This is a genomic window from Brevundimonas fontaquae, from assembly GCF_017086445.1.
Classification (GTDB): Bacteria; Pseudomonadota; Alphaproteobacteria; order Caulobacterales; family Caulobacteraceae; genus Brevundimonas; species Brevundimonas fontaquae.
In genome coordinates, this window is sequence record NZ_CP070968.1 from 623,965 (window position 1) to 638,650 (window position 14,686).

General features: G+C 62.0%; 16 protein-coding genes. 9 read left to right on the forward strand and 7 right to left on the reverse strand.

Translation table 11 applies throughout. The features are described 5' to 3' along the window. Nucleotides 1-105 precede the first annotated feature (105 nt). From JX001_RS02930 to yczR, 3 genes are all read right to left on the reverse strand, one after another. Complete coding sequence (locus JX001_RS02930) at nucleotides 106-987, reverse strand: sigma factor-like helix-turn-helix DNA-binding protein (RefSeq protein ID WP_205682224.1); 882 nt, start codon at nucleotides 985-987, stop codon at nucleotides 106-108. Beyond that, nucleotides 987-1,400 carry a putative quinol monooxygenase gene (locus tag JX001_RS02935; protein ID WP_205682225.1) on the reverse strand — a complete coding sequence of 138 codons (414 nt, stop codon included), beginning with the start codon at nucleotides 1,398-1,400 and terminating at the stop codon, nucleotides 987-989. Before JX001_RS02935 ends, JX001_RS02930 begins: the two co-directional genes overlap by 1 nt. A gap of 232 nt (nucleotides 1,401-1,632) precedes the next feature. After that, nucleotides 1,633-3,066 carry a MocR-like transcription factor YczR gene (yczR, locus tag JX001_RS02940; protein WP_205682226.1) on the reverse strand — a complete coding sequence of 478 codons (1,434 nt, stop codon included), beginning with the start codon at nucleotides 3,064-3,066 and terminating at the stop codon, nucleotides 1,633-1,635. Nucleotides 3,067-3,125: 59 nt separating this feature from the next. Here yczR and yczE point away from each other — a divergent pair, with 59 nt between their 5' ends. Next, on the forward strand, nucleotides 3,126-3,731 hold the full coding sequence (gene yczE, locus JX001_RS02945) for a membrane protein YczE (protein WP_205682227.1): 606 nt from the start codon (nucleotides 3,126-3,128) through the stop codon (nucleotides 3,729-3,731). Between the two features lie 367 nt (nucleotides 3,732-4,098). On the opposite strand, the gene JX001_RS02950 is transcribed toward yczE, so the two are convergent. After that, a complete protein-coding gene (locus tag JX001_RS02950) occupies nucleotides 4,099-4,896 on the reverse strand; it encodes an alpha/beta fold hydrolase (protein ID WP_205682228.1) in 798 nt (265 codons plus the stop codon). Nucleotides 4,897-5,212: 316 nt separating this feature from the next. Between JX001_RS02950 and JX001_RS02955 the strand changes: the two genes are divergently transcribed. The 4 genes from JX001_RS02955 to JX001_RS02970 all read left to right on the forward strand — a co-directional run bounded on the left by JX001_RS02955 (nucleotide 5,213) and on the right by JX001_RS02970 (nucleotide 8,968). Continuing rightward, a complete protein-coding gene (locus tag JX001_RS02955) occupies nucleotides 5,213-5,977 on the forward strand; it encodes an SDR family oxidoreductase (RefSeq protein WP_205683049.1) in 765 nt (254 codons plus the stop codon). Between the two features lie 166 nt (nucleotides 5,978-6,143). Beyond that, complete coding sequence (locus JX001_RS02960) at nucleotides 6,144-6,593, forward strand: ester cyclase (protein ID WP_205682229.1); 450 nt, start codon at nucleotides 6,144-6,146, stop codon at nucleotides 6,591-6,593. A 372-nt stretch (nucleotides 6,594-6,965) separates the two neighbouring features. Beyond that, on the forward strand, nucleotides 6,966-8,054 hold the full coding sequence (gene ada, locus JX001_RS02965; protein WP_205682230.1) for a bifunctional DNA-binding transcriptional regulator/O6-methylguanine-DNA methyltransferase Ada: 1,089 nt from the start codon (nucleotides 6,966-6,968) through the stop codon (nucleotides 8,052-8,054). 185 nt (nucleotides 8,055-8,239) lie between these two features. Next, entirely contained in the window at nucleotides 8,240-8,968 is a 729-nt protein-coding gene (locus JX001_RS02970) for a 2OG-Fe(II) oxygenase (protein WP_205682231.1), read from the forward strand. 339 nt (nucleotides 8,969-9,307) lie between these two features. On the opposite strand, the gene JX001_RS02975 is transcribed toward JX001_RS02970, so the two are convergent. Further along, entirely contained in the window at nucleotides 9,308-10,336 is a 1,029-nt protein-coding gene (locus JX001_RS02975) for a saccharopine dehydrogenase NADP-binding domain-containing protein (RefSeq protein ID WP_205682232.1), read from the reverse strand. Between the two features lie 191 nt (nucleotides 10,337-10,527). Here JX001_RS02975 and JX001_RS02980 point away from each other — a divergent pair, with 191 nt between their 5' ends. The 3 genes from JX001_RS02980 (at nucleotide 10,528) to JX001_RS02990 (ending at nucleotide 12,657) form a co-directional block, all read left to right on the forward strand. Continuing rightward, a complete protein-coding gene (locus JX001_RS02980; protein ID WP_241004731.1) occupies nucleotides 10,528-11,004 on the forward strand; it encodes a TetR/AcrR family transcriptional regulator in 477 nt (158 codons plus the stop codon). A gap of 475 nt (nucleotides 11,005-11,479) precedes the next feature. After that, nucleotides 11,480-11,893, forward strand: coding sequence for a YybH family protein (locus JX001_RS02985; RefSeq protein ID WP_241004732.1), 414 nt, complete (start codon nucleotides 11,480-11,482; stop codon nucleotides 11,891-11,893). Next, on the forward strand, nucleotides 11,890-12,657 hold the full coding sequence (locus JX001_RS02990) for an alpha/beta fold hydrolase (protein ID WP_205682234.1): 768 nt from the start codon (nucleotides 11,890-11,892) through the stop codon (nucleotides 12,655-12,657). Before JX001_RS02985 ends, JX001_RS02990 begins: the two co-directional genes overlap by 4 nt. Here JX001_RS02990 and JX001_RS02995 read toward each other — a convergent pair. Beyond that, nucleotides 12,654-13,031, reverse strand: a complete 378-nt coding sequence (locus JX001_RS02995) for a MerR family transcriptional regulator (RefSeq protein WP_205682235.1) — start codon at nucleotides 13,029-13,031, stop codon at nucleotides 12,654-12,656. The two genes, JX001_RS02990 and JX001_RS02995, sit on opposite strands and share 4 nt — an antisense overlap. Before the next feature lie 79 nt (nucleotides 13,032-13,110). On the opposite strand from JX001_RS02995, the gene JX001_RS03000 reads away from it, so the two are divergent. Then, the gene (locus JX001_RS03000) at nucleotides 13,111-13,929 is read left to right on the forward strand and encodes an aminotransferase class IV family protein (RefSeq protein ID WP_205682236.1); all 819 of its coding nucleotides are present in this window, start codon (nucleotides 13,111-13,113) and stop codon (nucleotides 13,927-13,929) included. A gap of 216 nt (nucleotides 13,930-14,145) precedes the next feature. On the opposite strand, the gene JX001_RS03005 is transcribed toward JX001_RS03000, so the two are convergent. Then, nucleotides 14,146-14,685 carry a MarR family winged helix-turn-helix transcriptional regulator gene (locus JX001_RS03005; RefSeq protein ID WP_241004733.1) on the reverse strand — a complete coding sequence of 180 codons (540 nt, stop codon included), beginning with the start codon at nucleotides 14,683-14,685 and terminating at the stop codon, nucleotides 14,146-14,148. Between the last annotated feature and the right edge of the window lies 1 nt (nucleotide 14,686).

Here is a 14,686-nt window from a genome sequence, read left to right on the forward strand (position 1 = left end):
AGCCTCGTGACAGGTCGCCTCGCGTACCCAACGGCTTACCTCGAGCGTAGGCTTCGCGCGTACGGGGTGGATTCCGTTTTGAATCCACCCTGATACGGCGGGTCGTCAGCCAATTCTTCGGACGATCGTCCTCAGCTTGTCCGGGTTTCGCATGATACGAATGCGGGATACGGCGTGGCCGTCGGCGCTCTCGAACCAGATCGCTGCGACGACTGTCGGCCCCTCGCGCAGAACAATGCCGTATCCGAACGCCAGTCTTTTCATCGTCCAGTCGTATCCCCGCCACCAGTTGCGTGCCTGACCGAGGAAGGTGAGGACTTCCGCGCGGCCCTGGAGGGGGGCGGCGATGGTGATAGCCTTTCCGCCCCCATCAGCCTCAAGCCGCACGTCCTCGGCAAGAACGGCTGAGAACGCGGCCATATCATCGGTCAGGATTGCATTCTGGAATGCGGCGAGCAGCATCTGCTGCCGATCAGGAGCGAGGCGCTCACGCCGCTCGCTGGACGCCAAACGCTGGCGGGCGCGCGAGGCGAGCTTGCGGCTAGCGGCTTCGGTGACTCTCAGAGTGATGGCGATTTCAGCGTGCCCGAGCCCGAAAACATCGTGCATCAGGAAGGCCGCCCGTTCCTTCGGCGACGTCTGCTCCAGGACGACCAGAAAGGCGGTTTCCAGGGCGAACGAAAGCTCGAGAGGTTCTCCGATCGTGGTGGCTGCCAACGGTTCTGGCAGCCAGGCGCCGACATAGTCCGACCGCGCGCGGGCGGACGATCGAAGCACATCGATCGCCCGCCGCGTACAGGCGGTCATCAGCCACGCGGCTGGATTGTCTATCCCGGCGCGATCGGCTTGGGACCAGCGAAGAGCGACGTCCTGCAGCACGTCTTCGGCATCCGCCACGGTGCCCAGCATTCGGTAAGCCATGCCGAAGAGCGCGGGCCGCGCGGCTGCCAGGGGCGCGAGCATCGCCGCTTCGTCCTTCATCGCCATCAGCCGCCCTTGATCCATCGCGGTTCGAGGACGGTGACTTCTGGCTCCTGCGCCAACAGAGGTCGTGAGTCTTCCAGGTAGGCGAGATAGGCGGGCGATTGCAGGAATGTGTCGGCCTCCGGCTTCGAGCAATAGATCTGGAAAGCGCCAACGACATCAGGCTCTGCGCCGAAGCTGTAGATGTAGACGACGTGGCCGTCGTTGGCGTCGATCGCAGGCTTCATATGGCGCTGCCATACGGCTTCCAATTCGTCGCGCCGACCCGGTTTGGCGCGATGTTTGAGGAAAAGAGCGTGCATGGTCGTGTCTCCGTTTGCAGAGGGCATCCGGCCCTGCAAACCCTGACGGATCAGGTCGGAGAAACGTGACGCGCCCGGTCTGATTGTTCGCATTTTATCGGACGAACGCCGCATCTAGGGAACGATCGATTTTCCTGGGGGGCCTGAAGCTCGCCATCGTAAGCAAGAATGGCTGCGGGAACCCCTGGCGTTGAGGTCTCACATTCGTGGCCCGGCACCCCTCGATTGACGTCGCGGAGCCCCGTTACGTGGTCGGAATCAAAGCCCGAGACAACGATGTTCATGATCTTGACCGCGCGATCCCCGTCGAGCCCCGGTCCCCGAACATGATACTCGCGCCCCGCGCCTAGAAGACCTCCGTGTCCGGTGCCTTGGCACGCCGACCTGGCCGACTGTTCAGGTCGTCCCACGCCAGAGCCAGGACGTCGATCGCCGCAGCCAGCTCTGTCTCGGGCAAGCAAAAGGGCAACCGCAAGAAGCGCTGAAAGGCACCGTTCACGCCAAACCGCGTGCCGGGAGCGAGGATTAGGCCACGCTTGTGGGCCTCGGTGGCCAGAGCGCCAGCGACAGGGCGCGGCAACGCAACCCAGAGCGACAATCCACCCGATGGCCGTCGGGCCTGCCAATCCGGCAGGAATTGCGACAGTCCACCATGAAGGGCGGCCTCTCGCGCCCCGAGGATTGCGCGACGATCCGAGACAGGTGTTTGGTCTCCCGTCAGGAGATGGGTGGCGGCCAACTGCTCGATGACCGCGGCACCGAGATCCAGAGAAGCCCGCGCCCGCACGACGGCTTCGGCGATTTTCGGTTCCGCCCGGATCCATCCGATCCGGAGGCCGCCCCACCAGGTCTTGCTCATGGATCCCAAGCGGACGACATGGTCTCCCGGGCATGTAGGAGCAGGCGGTGGAGATGTGAACCACAGCTCTCTTTGAGTGTCGTCCAGGATCAGGAGCGCGCCATTTCGGGCTGCCGCTCGGGAAACGGCGGCCTCCTCCTCCGCGCTTATCACATGGCCAGTCGGATTCTGGTGGGCACCGATCAGATAGATAAGGCGGGGACGAACCCTCGCGATTGTCTCGACAAGCCCGTCGATATCCCAACCCGTCGCTGTGAGGGCCACGGGGATGGGCCGCAGGCCCGCACGTACGATCGCTTCGATCGCATGGGGATATGTGGGGTGATCCATCACGACCCCGTCGCCTGGCCGTCCGAATGTCCGCAGCAGGATGGCCAGAGCGTTCTGGGCACCGGTGGTGACGACAATCTCTTTCGGGCCGGTCCGCAGGCCCGCAGCCTCGTATGTTTCCGCCGCCGCCAGCCTCAACGGCAACACTCCAACAGGATCATAGCCGTGGCCCGGCAAATGCGGCGGCAGCGACTCCAGCGCCCTTGCATACGCCGCGTGCACAAAGGCTCCTGCCGGCATGACCGCCGCCGACAGGTTGATCGTGCCAGGTTCCGGCAGGACAGAAAACCCATCCGGCGGACCGGCACCTCCCAGGGGCAAGGCGGTGTAGGTGCCGGACCCGACCCGGCTTGCCAGGAAACCATCGGACCTCAACCGATCCATCGCCGCAGTGACGGTGATACGGCTGACGCCCAGCGCCTCGGCCAACCGGCGCTCTCCCGGCAGACGGGCGTCCAGCGGCAGGCGCCCGTCAAGCACCAGGCCCTTTAAAGCGTCCGCCAAGCTGCGATAGGCGACATCCTCGGTTCCGGATGCGCGCCAGTTCCCAAGATGGCGAGAGAGACTGTTGAGGTTGATGATGCCCGACATAGGGCCAGCGTCAAGAAAGTGGCCATGGATTGCAAGGCCGTTCTTGCTACCCTGAAGCCATGTTCATCCGTCGCTTCATACAGCTCCAACTTGGCCTGCTGCTCTATGGGGTGTCCCTGGCCCTGATGGTTCGCGCCAACCTGGGACTGAACCCTTGGAGCGTCTTTCATCAGGGCCTGTCCGAACTGACCGATCTCAGCCTCGGTCTGATCGTCAATCTCGTCGGAGGCCTGGTGCTCCTGATCTGGATCCCGCTCCGACAGAAACCGGGCGTCGGGACCATCAGCAATATTCTGGTCATTGGAACGGCCGCCGACCTCGCACTCACTATGCTTCCGCCCCTGGAAGGCCTTCCACTCCAAACCGCTTTTCTCGTGGGAGGGATCGTGCTCAACGGCGCGGCGACAGGGGCCTACATTGGAGCGGGTCTTGGGCCAGGTCCGCGAGATGGCCTGACGGTGGGTGGCGTGCGTCTGACCGGCTGGCCGGTGGGATGGGTGCGCACGGCGATCGAGGCGTGTTTGCTCGTGCTGGGCTGGACGTTGGGCGGGACCATCGGTCTGGGGACCGTTCTCTATGCTGTGTCGAATGGCTTCCTGATGCAGTTCTTCCTGCCGATATTTGAAATCCGCCAGCGACATACTTCAGGTTCGGCCGCGGTCTGATGCCGCGCGCCCGGGATCGAACGCCTGCGGTCTGACACTCAGCTATCGCGGGCTTAGGGATTGAGGGGCGGCAGCCATCGACCCATTCGGCCTGTGTGATCATAGCCAGTCGGTCAGGACGTGCCCGAATGGCAGCGTTGACCGCACCTGCGGCGGCGATCACTCCGGAAAACCCCTCACCTGCGATCTTCGTCGCGACGACGCGGTGGTCTGGCGAGATGTCTGAGGAAGAGCGCGTGGGTAGACATGTCGCCGTTGACAGTGGGCATCCGGCCGTACAAGCCGTGACCGATGAGGCCGTCGAATTATGATGTGCGAGGCGCAGTCTGCAGTTTGAGGCTATCGTGGTGAGCGCGCCTCACAGGCCTCAGTCCAGTCGCCGCTGCCGCACAATGACTTCTGAGATGTACCGCGCGAGCGCGACGGGATCTTCGACGTGGGCGAGATGGCCCTGTCCGGCCAGACGGTCCACCGTGGCGGTTGGCATGGCGCTGGAAAAGCGATCGAACGCTGCGCCGTAGGGCGCATGACCGACATTCAGTTCGCCGATGATCAGGCTGATGGGTGCGCCGATCGCCCCGTAGTCCTCATAGGACGGCTCGAACCGGTCGATCGCAGCGAGTTCTTCCGCGAGCGGCAGCGACAGTCGGCAGAGGTTTTCCCATGCGGGTGTCTGGCGCAGCACCCTTACATACTCGGCATCAAAACCCGACACGTCGATATTGATGATCTCGACAGCGCGGTCTGCATCGCCGCGGGCGAGCGCGCTGCGGATCGGGTCGATCGCTTCGGGGACGAAGGGACGCGATACGGGCTCGTAGGCCGTCAGCGAAAGCACGGGAAGACCTTGGGCCGCCGCCTCGACCGCAATAAGCCCGCCGTAGCTCCACCCAAACAGGTGCACGGGCTCTCCGATGGCGGATACCAGACTGGAGACATCGTCGATTTCGGTCGGGATACCATAGTCGGGTCCGAGATCCGGACTGGGCGTTCTTCCCCGACGGTTGACGATCACGACAGGATTAGACGCGGCGATCGCGTCTCCGACCGGCAGCCAGCTTTCGGCATCGGCCATCACGCCCGGAACGATCACCAACGGGGCTCCGCGGCCCGGACGGCGAAGGGCGCCCAAGTGGCCATATTCGATCGGCTCGTAGTCGGTCATCTGTGCTTCTCCTCATCGGACGAGATGTCGTGGGAGGTTGGCCACTAATCAACCCAAGCGGCGATAGGGCCTGACGACATCTCCACCGTACGAGCGCTGGTCCGTTGGCGCTCAGAACAACTTGCCATGGCTGCAAGACGGTGGGTTCGCCGCTGCCCTGGCCGATCATGGAATTGGCCATGATGTTTGTTGCGCCGGTCTGCAGTGACCGTCGCCGACACAGTCGATTCAAGGGCATCAAGCGGAGTGTCGCGGCCTGATCAAGACGGCATTCATCCCTGGGCCGAACAGAAAGCAAAGGAGTGAGGCTTTGAATATGCTCAAGGATAAGGTCGCCATCGTTACTGGAGCGAGTTCCGGAATCGGTTATGCGTCCGCAAGGCTGTTTGCTCAGCAAGGGGCCAGGGTCGTCGTGGCCGCACGACGCAAGGTGGAACTGGACGCGCTCGTCAGCGAAATCAAAAAGTCCGGAGGACAGGCGATCGCTTTGGCGGGCGACGTGCGGGACGAAGAGCATGCCAAGGCTCTCGTCGCGCTCGCAGTGAGCCACTTCGGCGGGCTCGATATCGCCTTCAACAACGCGGGTTCGAGCGGAGAGATGGCACCGGTACCAGATCTGTCCGTCGGCGGATGGCGTGATACGATCGACACGAACCTCACCAGCGCGTTCCTTGGAGCGAAGTACCAGGTACCTGCCATGATCGAACGCGGCGGGGGCTCGATCCTGTTCACGTCGAGTTTTGTCGGCAACACGGTGGGTTTCCCGGGCAGCAGTGCCTATGCGGCTGCGAAAGCGGGGGTCGTCGGCCTGACCAAGGTGCTCGCCGCTGAGTTCGGTGCGAAGGGTATTCGGGCCAACGCCATTCTTCCGGGCGGCACCGACACCCCGGCCAACCACGCCAATGCACCGGGAGCCCCAGACGGCACCCGCGAGTTTATCGAGGGTCTCCACGCCTTGAAGCGCTTGGCACAGCCCGAGGAGATTGCGCAGTCTGCCCTCCACCTCGTCTCCGACGCGTCAAGTTTCGTCACAGGCGTCGCGCTCCTGGTCGATGGCGGTGTTTCGATCAACCGTACCTGACAATCAGCGTACTTCGGCAGAACTCCAGTCGGCGAAAATCGCATACGAAGTAGTTCGCGAAGAAATCGAACATGGCTGCTCGCGGCGTAGCGCTCCAGTGAAACCTATCCGGAACGCTGTGGATGGGTCAGTCGCAGCACGATTTAATAGTAGAAGGAATGAAATTATGACAAAAGAAGACTCCAACAAGACTGTTGTTGGCCGATGGTTTGATGGTTTCTGGGGTAACCCATGGAATCCCGATATCATCGACGAGCTTGCTGCTCCGGATATGCTTTTGCAATATTCGCTGCACGAGCCTCGCCGTGGCCATGATGACATCAGAGCGTTCATGCAGGGCTTTCGAGAGGCGTTCCCGGATCTTGAGTTTGGCGGCGCGGCGGATCTCATCGCTGAAGGCGATTATGTCGTCGGGCGTTGGAAGGGAGGCGGTACGCACACAGGTCCCGCCTTCAGTGATTTTCTTATCGGGTCGCTTCCTGCGAAATCGGGCCGGAAAATGCATTTTACCGGAACGACCGTTCTGCGCGTCGAGAACGGCAAGATCGCCGAAGAAATCGGTCTTGATGACGGGGTGGCCGCGCTTCAGCAACTCGAGCTCATCCGCGCGGTCTGAGACAGTTCGACGTTGAATGCGTGGGCGGGTGATCCGACCCGACAAGTATGTGTTCTGACCCGCTCAATGACTGTTGCCACGCCGCGACCCTGCAGGGTCGCGGCGTGGTGCGATGTCTCCGCATGCCCTGGGCGGGGATTGGAACAGGCCTCGCAGCACATGACGAACAATAGGCCGGAGGTATTGTCTGCGCCGCATGCGAGCGGCGAGGTTGGCCCACGATAACAGGAGAAAGGGCAGACGATATCGTCGGTACGGCAATGTCTGGACGCACGCGATGATAGTAGTCGATTTGAAAGCAAGACCCAGGGTGTGGGCAACGTCAAAGGTCGCCATGAGGATCCTGTACAAAGAAATCCGAAAGATCCAGCCATGAGCCCGCATCCCGTACAACGGCCAAGTTCAAAGCAAACGACCACAACCGAGGACCCGCGTTGGGCGCGTGTTGTTGCGCGTGATCGGTCGATGGACGGTCAGTTCTACTATTCGGTTGCCACAACCGGAATCTATTGCCGCCCGTCGTGCGCATCGCGGACGGCCAATCCGAAAAACGTACGCTTCCACGACAGCATCGCCGACGCGGAAGCCGCCGGGTTCCGGGCCTGCAGACGTTGCAAACCCGATGAGCCCTCCACCGACGTTCAGAATGCTAAACTGGTTGCGCGTGTCTGCCGTCTGATCGAGCAGGCAGAAGAGATCCCGTCGCTCGATGAACTGGCCAAGACCGTCAATCTGAGCTCAAGCTATTTCCATCGTGTTTTCAGAAGTGTGACCGGCGTGACGCCGCGTGACTATGCCGTGGCTCACCGCTCCCGCAAGGTTCGCGACCAGCTCGGCCGCAGCAACTCCATCACAGAGGCCATATACGATGCTGGATTCAATTCGAGCGGGCGCTTCTACGAAAAATCAGACGAGATGCTTGGCATGACTCCCTCTGACTATCGGGCAGGTGGAGCAAATTCCGAAATCCGTTTTGCCGTCGGCGAATGTTCGCTGGGCTCGGTCGTGGTGGCCAGGAGCGAGAAGGGTGTGTGCGCGATCCTGTTGGGCGATGACCCGGATGTGTTGGTGCGGGATCTGCAGGACCGCTTTCCTCGTGCGCGGCTCATCGGCGGTGATGCCCAGTTCGAAGCTCTTGTCGGACAGGTGGTGGGCCTCATCGAGGCTCCGGCGCTCGGCCTGGACCTCCCGCTGGACATCCGGGGCACAGCGTTCCAACAGCGTGTCTGGGCGGCCCTCCGGCAGATACCCGTCGGCGCAACAGCGACCTATACCGACATCGCGCGAGAAATCGGAGCTCCCAAATCGGTCCGGGCGGTAGCGGGCGCTTGCGCGGCCAATGCCCTGGCGGTCGCGATCCCCTGTCACCGAGTGGTGAAAAGCGATGGTTCACTGTCGGGCTATCGGTGGGGGGTCGAGCGCAAACGCGCCTTGATCGATCGGGAAGCCCAGGCCGCTTGAACCCTGCGGGTGCCGGGGCGACATGCCGTCTGCCGCCCAAGACGCGGCTCGATCCGAAAGCAACAATCGGAGTGTGGCTCCCGCGCCGTGGTGCGAAGGTGTCGGAGACGAATTGAATGGCGCCGCGATGGCCGCCACCGGCACCGTCAGACCGCGACGGCGCGAAGTCACCGGAAAGGGTTTCAATGACTACTGCGACGGAATCCCCAGAGGAGGTCTGCCGCCTGGAGGCCATAGACTGGTCGACGGTTTCCGCAGATCTCAACGCAGAAGGCTGGGCCGTTCTGCCGAACCTCATTTCTGACCATGAGTGCGACGCGATCGCGGGGCGCTATGACCACGCAGAAGGCTTTCGAAGCCATGTCATCATGGCTCGACATGGCTTCGGGCGTGGCGAATACAAATACTTTGCCTATCCGCTGCCGGTTTTGATCGAGCGGCTACGTACCAAGCTCTACCGGCATCTCTCGCCGGTCGCCAATCGTTGGTGCGAGACGATGGGGATGGATGTTCGTTTCCCCGACGATCACGCCGCCTTTATCGAGCGTTGCCGTGCGGCGGGTCAGGCCCGTCCCACGCCATTGCTGCTCCGATACGGAAAGGGCGATTACAACTGCCTTCACCAGGATCTTTACGGCGAACACGTGTTCCCCCTGCAGGTCGCGGTCCTTCTCAACGAGCCAGGGGAGGATTTCGAGGGCGGAGAGTTCGTGCTGACCGAACAGCGCCCTCGCATGCAGTCGCGAGCGATGGTGGTTCCGCTGCGAAAGGGCGACGCTGTGGTTTTTGCCGTCAACAGTCGGCCGGTACAGGGCACGCGGGGATCCTATCGCGTGAACCTCCGCCACGGCGTCAGTAAGCTGCTGTCAGGCCGGCGCCATACGCTGGGGATCATATTCCATGATGCCACCTGATCTTTCGGCACTCATTCGCCCGCGCCATGCTGCCAAGGCTTCATCCGGCCAAGCGCGGAGTGATGCGCCGACGATCCGTCCCGCTTCCAGAGCATGCCTTGAAAACCACGGTTGAGGCGGCGTGGCAGACCCCGAGGTCGGACATCATTTCGCGCGTTGGATGATGTCGGTGGTTTGCTGGACCGCTTGGTTCCTTGGCATCATCCTATGACCGATCGACGCCGACGCCGCCAATGCCGTCGATGAACAGGATCACCGGCACCGACAACTTGGTCACGACGCCCGCCACCTTCACGACGCTCGGCTCTGGGCATCGATAGCGCTCCGAGAGGTTCCGGATCAGGAAACCGATTGCGGCTGGAGCACGTCGCTTAGCGCCGCCAGGAACGTCCGCGCGTCGAAGAGTTCGCCCGGTGCGCGTACGCCCGCCCACGCCGGCTTCGCTCCGTCCAGCAAGCGAACGCAGGCTTCGACGACGAGCGGAGCGGTGACCGCGTAGATGTCCCGCCCACTCACTGTCGCCTCGCGCAGTTCCGACCCGTGCCGGGCGCGAACAGACATGGCGAACTGCTGGTCCGATCGGCCGAGGGCGTCGCTCGCGCGCGGTGGGGGTGTCGACGTGTCGACCAGATCGGCAAGCGGCTTCCTGTTCATGTAGCTCGTGATCGCGTCAGCCTTCACGTGACGCGACAGGGAGATGATCTCGGATAACGCGACGCAGGTGACCGGCAGCGACCCGAACGGCTCGGGAAAGCGCCAGACCAGCGCCGGTGGGGGGGACGGAACGGGAACCAGCACCCCATCGCGAACGATGAGCCGGGTGGCCGTGTTTCGCTCCCCCGTAAGGCGAGTCCCAGGCGTCGGATGCCAGGAATCAAGCGCAACCGCTATGTCGATCGCGTCGACGTCGGGCCACCCGCCTACAATGCTGGTCACAAGCAGATCGGCAAGTCCGCCGAAAAAAGCCATCGCCGGCATAACGACCCGGCCGGCGGACTTTGCACCGTCGTCGAATGTTGCGATCGTATCGAGGACGGTGACCTGTTCTGCGGTCACGTCGAGAACATGGCAGCCGGATTCGAGCGCCGCAGCGATCACCGGCCGGCCCGTGTCGAAGAACGGGCCGGCACAGTTTATCACAGCGCCAAGGCCGTCGAAGGCACGCATCAGAGAGGCAGGGTCGCTGACGGATGCGGTCCGAACCTCGCCGTGGTTCAAGGTTGCCTGAAGCGCCGATAACGCAGAACGATCGCGGCCTATCCAACGCGCGGCCAATCCTCGCCGCGCAAGTTCCGCAGCAACAAAGCGGCCAGTATGGCCATTGGCCCCGAAAATGCCCACGCAGCGGTCCGTCATGTCGTTTTCCATACGCTACCGATCGGTATCGCTTTATGATACCGATCGGTAGCGCTGTCAATCAGCACATGGTAGAGCGTCAGTTGGCTTGGCCCCGGGAAATTATGATCGATTCTGTTCTCGCAACATCTAACAGCGCACGAGAGACCGTGCTGTGGATAGCCTCAGACCTGTTTTACCGCGGGGGTGTCCGTGCGGTTGGCATGGAACTGATCGTCGAGAGGTCAGGCGTCGCCAAAACAACGATCTACCGTCACTTTCCCACGAAGGACGCGCTCATCGAGGCGTTCCTGGAGCGTGAGGACCATGATTTCTGGCGACAGTGGGAGGCGGTGGTCGGATCCCATGCGGGAGAGCCCCGACGGGCGCTTTCGGCCTTGTGCGACTGGATTGGCGACAGGGTATCGCGGGACAGTTACCGGGGTTGCCCTCAAATCAATGTGGCTGCCGAGTTTGCCGACGTTGGACATCCCGCGCGAAAGGTCGCGCATCGCCATAAATCAGAGATGGTGGAGAGACTCACCGCGCTGTGTCGAGAACTGGATATGTCAACTGCACCGTTGCGGGCGCATCAGATCGGATTGCTTTTCGATGGCGCATTCATGAGCAACGGACGCCTCGGCAACGTCGGTGCCGCATGGATCCTCAACGACGCTGTGGAGCGGTTGGTCGGAAGTTGAAGTATCCCGAGGTGCGCCAAGCGCCCTTGCCGCCGATCGGCGTTGTCGAAATAAGGAAGCCACAGATTGACGGCGCGCCAGGCCCCGGATTTCTCCTTCAATCACCCACCCATGGGAGAGGAAGAGACGGGCAATCTCGCGCCTTTTGGCACGTGACGGCGAACCGGACTTGGTCGATCTCCGGAGAATCGAGCGTCGTTTGCTGGCGTCCGTGCAGAATATCGCGCCACGGCGTGCGGTCGGCGGCGCTGGCGTGCCACGCCCACGAAGATGAGCGCTAGATCTGCGCCACGGCCATCCAAGACCACACCCAACATCTGATGCGCCGATGGCCATTCACTGGGTCTCAAAAGCGATGGAAGCATTTCATTGTCGAGCGGCCAGAGATGGCGTTCCGGCGTGTGCCTGCGGGGCACTTCTGCGTGGTTCGTGCGTTTTTAACGCCGCTCGCAGTTCTGCCGTTGGAGACACAGACATGGTATCGAAGAACGAGATGTTCGAAGACTTCCTGAGCCGCAGGGAATCAGTTTCCACCGAGTACATCAATGGCGAGGCCGACGGCTTATTAGGCGTCTCCACATCAACCGATCCGGCAACCTTCTTTCCGCCCAGCGGTGCACGCATCAGGGGTGCTGATCGCGTGAACGCCGCAAATGAAGAAGGCGCACAAGCCTTCGGTCCAGGCAGTTCCGGCCGTTTCGAGATTTTGCAGTCCTGGTCGAGCGGTGATCTCGGCTTCTGGGCTGGGATCCAGCATGCCGAGGTCATGTTGCAGGGCAAGGATGTCCCTGTCGCGATGCAGTTGCGCACGACCGAAGTATTTCGTCGGGAGGATGGCGATTGGAAACTCGTGCATCGGCACGCCGACATGCTGGAGCCGGAAGGATGATGCGGCGAACTTTCGTCAACGACGGGTTGACGTTCTCCTATCTCGACCAGGGCGGATCAGGCACGCCTATCATAGCGCTCCATGCCTATTGGATGGAATCCGGCACATACGAAGGCTTGGCCGAGGCCCTTGCGCCGGAGTGGCGCATTATCGCTCTCGATCAGCGCGGTCATGGTTATAGCAGCCATTCGAATGACCTTTCCTGGGATGCGTTCATCAGTGACCTTGGTGCGTTTCTGGACCACCTGCATCTCGGCGACCCGGTGATACTCGCCGGCAACTCGCTTGGTGGAACGGTCGCCTTCCGGTTTGCGGCGCGCTATCCTCAACGGGTCAGCGCCATGATCCTAGAGGAGTCTCCGGCGGAGGAGGATTCCGACCTGGACTTCATGCGCCAATGGGCCGGCGTCTACCCAACGCGAGAAGCGCTGAAGGAAAAGATCGGCGAGCGACTCGCCTGGTCAGTCGAACCGTCCTTCCGGCAAACGACCGAGGGGTGGACCCTGGCTTTCTCCCCCGCGGCGCTGGCCGACGCTCAGAGCGGGCTCAACGGCGACTTCTGGGACGACTGGCGTTCGACCGACTGTCCGACCTTGCTTGTTCGAGGTCGCCACAGTCGTGCCGTCGAGGGCGACGTCTTGGAAAGCATGTCCGTCGAGCGCCCCAATACGACCCTCGTCACGCTCGATGCGGGGCATGTGGTGCATCACGATAAGCCCGAAGCCTTTGCCGATGAGGTGCGAAAGTTTCTAACCGCCCGCTAGGTCGCGATTGGCTGATGATTGCGGTCTCGTTCTAGGTTTTCATGAAAGGCCAAAAGCATGTCGCGACTGCCGGCAAGTCGCTCGATTTTTGCGTTCATGGCGTCGATCTCTCGGCGCAGAACTCTTTGCAACTCATCGCAGGGCTCGAAAGAAGAGCGATCATTGCGCAGGCAGGGCATCAGTTCACGTATCACCGGCAGGGTCAGGCCCGCAGCGTTCAAAAGCTTGATGCGCTCGACAATGTCGGCGTCCGCAGCGCTGTAGTCGCGGTAGCCACTGTCCCTGCGCGCCGGAGAAAGCATTCCCTCGGTTTCATAGTACCGCAGCATCCGAACGCTGATGCCCGTTCGTCGCGCCAGATCGCCGACCTTCATTCGTTACCTCTTGACCTTGACACCGCTGTCAGACTTTACACGTTTCAGCTCCCTTAGAACACACCACCGGAGCAACGAAATGTTCGATACTGATGGACTGAGCCTGGCGCAGATCGACGGCAAACCGGCGACCGTCGCTGATCTGACACCGCTCGCCTTCGCCGGCTTTGCCCACTTCACCGCGATGCAGGTCCGCAATGGTCGCGTCCGAGGCCTGGATCTTCACCTCGAGCGTCTGCGCGACGCATCGCGGGCTCTGTTCGACGCGGACATTGCGGACGATCGGGTACGATCGCAGCTCCGCAGCGCTATCGCGGCAGCCGGCGGAGAGGCGCTGTCAGTAACGGCAACGGTCTTCACCCGGAGCGGAGAATTCACTGCGGCCGGTGAAAAGGGCGATCTGTCGCTTCTTATCCGCACCAGTCCCGCCTCCAACGGACCAGAAGGTCCGCTCAGACTCGCCGCGGTCCAGCATGAACGCGTTCTGCCCGGCTTCAAGCACAACGGCGAGACTGCAAAAACCTACTATCTGCGGGACGCCATCAAGCGAGGCTTTGACGACGCGATCTTTCTTGACCGACAGAACCGTCTCAGCGAGGCGACGATCTGGAACGTTGCATACTGGGACGGCTCGGCTGTCATCTGGCCGGTGGCAGACGTGCTGCATGGCGTGACCATGGGCATTCTGAAGCGCCAACTCACCGAACTGGGTGTGTTGCAACGGGACGTGGCGGTCACGCCCGAGATGGTCGGCGGGTTCGCAGGCGCTGTGGTGATGAACTCCTGGACGCCGGGGGTCTCGATTATCGCGATCGGAGAGACCGCAATCCCCGCCGCTCCGCAGTTCGTGGAACTCCTGCACAAGGCGTATCTGCGTGAGCCGAATGTGGAAATCTGACGGCTCCACCCGTTATCCACGCGTGCCGCTTTTGAGATGAAGCCGCTCGAAGAGTAACACCCCGCGGCGCAATCGATGCCAGGGCTGACGACGTGCTTCCGCCTGACGCGATGCCGCAACTATCGCCCCTGCGCCCGAATACCCACGTTACCACGCTTGACGTCCAATCTGCGGACCGGCGGGCCGCGCCTGACGATGAGGAAGATCTGAGATACCCTATGGCTTTCTGATGCCGTCGGCGTTCTGCTGTGATTGGATCAGTTTGCTGAGGAGCGCGGCAAGCTGACCTTGCTCCCGATCATCCAGACCTCTGACGATGCTTTGCTGATTTGCGACGTGCGCCTCCACCGCGCGCTCGATCAACGCCAGTCCATGGCCGGTCAACGCCACCAGCGTTCCCCGCTTATCCGCTGGATTGGGTCTCCGCTCGACAAATCCGGCCTTCTCCAGCCGGTCGATGCGGTTGGTCATGCTCCCCGAAGAGATCATCGCCGCTTCATAGAGCGCCGTGGGTGAGAGTGCATAAGGTGCGCCACTGCGCCGGAGCGTTGCCAGTACGTCGAACTCGCCGGGTTGCAGACCAAATTCCGCAAACAGCGGATTGAGCCGATCCCGCGCGATCAGCAGCGCGGCTTCACCCAACCGTCCCAGCAGAACCATCGGCCGGGTATCGAGATCGGGGCGTTCGCAAGCCCATTGTTCCGCAGCCGAAGCAGCCCTGTCCATTCCGCGTCCTATCTTGACGTAAAGATACATA

What these genes read in the sequence shown, in the direction of transcription:
- ada (WP_205682230.1), top strand. Translation starts at nt 6,966, where the DNA reads ATGAGCCCGCATCCCGTACAACGGCCAAGTTCAAAGCAAACGACCACA.
- JX001_RS02985 (WP_241004732.1), top strand. Translation starts at nt 11,480, where the DNA reads ATGGTATCGAAGAACGAGATGTTCGAAGACTTCCTGAGCCGCAGGGAA.
- JX001_RS02960 (WP_205682229.1), top strand. Translation starts at nt 6,144, where the DNA reads ATGACAAAAGAAGACTCCAACAAGACTGTTGTTGGCCGATGGTTTGAT.
- JX001_RS02980 (WP_241004731.1), top strand. Translation starts at nt 10,528, where the DNA reads ATGGAACTGATCGTCGAGAGGTCAGGCGTCGCCAAAACAACGATCTAC.
- JX001_RS03000 (WP_205682236.1), top strand. Translation starts at nt 13,111, where the DNA reads ATGTTCGATACTGATGGACTGAGCCTGGCGCAGATCGACGGCAAACCG.
- JX001_RS02930 (WP_205682224.1), bottom strand. Translation starts at nt 987, where the DNA reads ATGGCGATGAAGGACGAAGCGGCGATGCTCGCGCCCCTGGCAGCCGCG.
- JX001_RS02995 (WP_205682235.1), bottom strand. Translation starts at nt 13,031, where the DNA reads ATGAAGGTCGGCGATCTGGCGCGACGAACGGGCATCAGCGTTCGGATG.
- JX001_RS03005 (WP_241004733.1), bottom strand. Translation starts at nt 14,685, where the DNA reads ATGTATCTTTACGTCAAGATAGGACGCGGAATGGACAGGGCTGCTTCG.
- JX001_RS02935 (WP_205682225.1), bottom strand. Translation starts at nt 1,400, where the DNA reads ATGCGGCGTTCGTCCGATAAAATGCGAACAATCAGACCGGGCGCGTCA.
- yczR (WP_205682226.1), bottom strand. Translation starts at nt 3,066, where the DNA reads ATGTCGGGCATCATCAACCTCAACAGTCTCTCTCGCCATCTTGGGAAC.
- JX001_RS02955 (WP_205683049.1), top strand. Translation starts at nt 5,213, where the DNA reads ATGCTCAAGGATAAGGTCGCCATCGTTACTGGAGCGAGTTCCGGAATC.
- JX001_RS02950 (WP_205682228.1), bottom strand. Translation starts at nt 4,896, where the DNA reads ATGACCGACTACGAGCCGATCGAATATGGCCACTTGGGCGCCCTTCGC.
- yczE (WP_205682227.1), top strand. Translation starts at nt 3,126, where the DNA reads ATGTTCATCCGTCGCTTCATACAGCTCCAACTTGGCCTGCTGCTCTAT.
- JX001_RS02975 (WP_205682232.1), bottom strand. Translation starts at nt 10,336, where the DNA reads ATGGAAAACGACATGACGGACCGCTGCGTGGGCATTTTCGGGGCCAAT.
- JX001_RS02990 (WP_205682234.1), top strand. Translation starts at nt 11,890, where the DNA reads ATGATGCGGCGAACTTTCGTCAACGACGGGTTGACGTTCTCCTATCTC.
- JX001_RS02970 (WP_205682231.1), top strand. Translation starts at nt 8,240, where the DNA reads ATGACTACTGCGACGGAATCCCCAGAGGAGGTCTGCCGCCTGGAGGCC.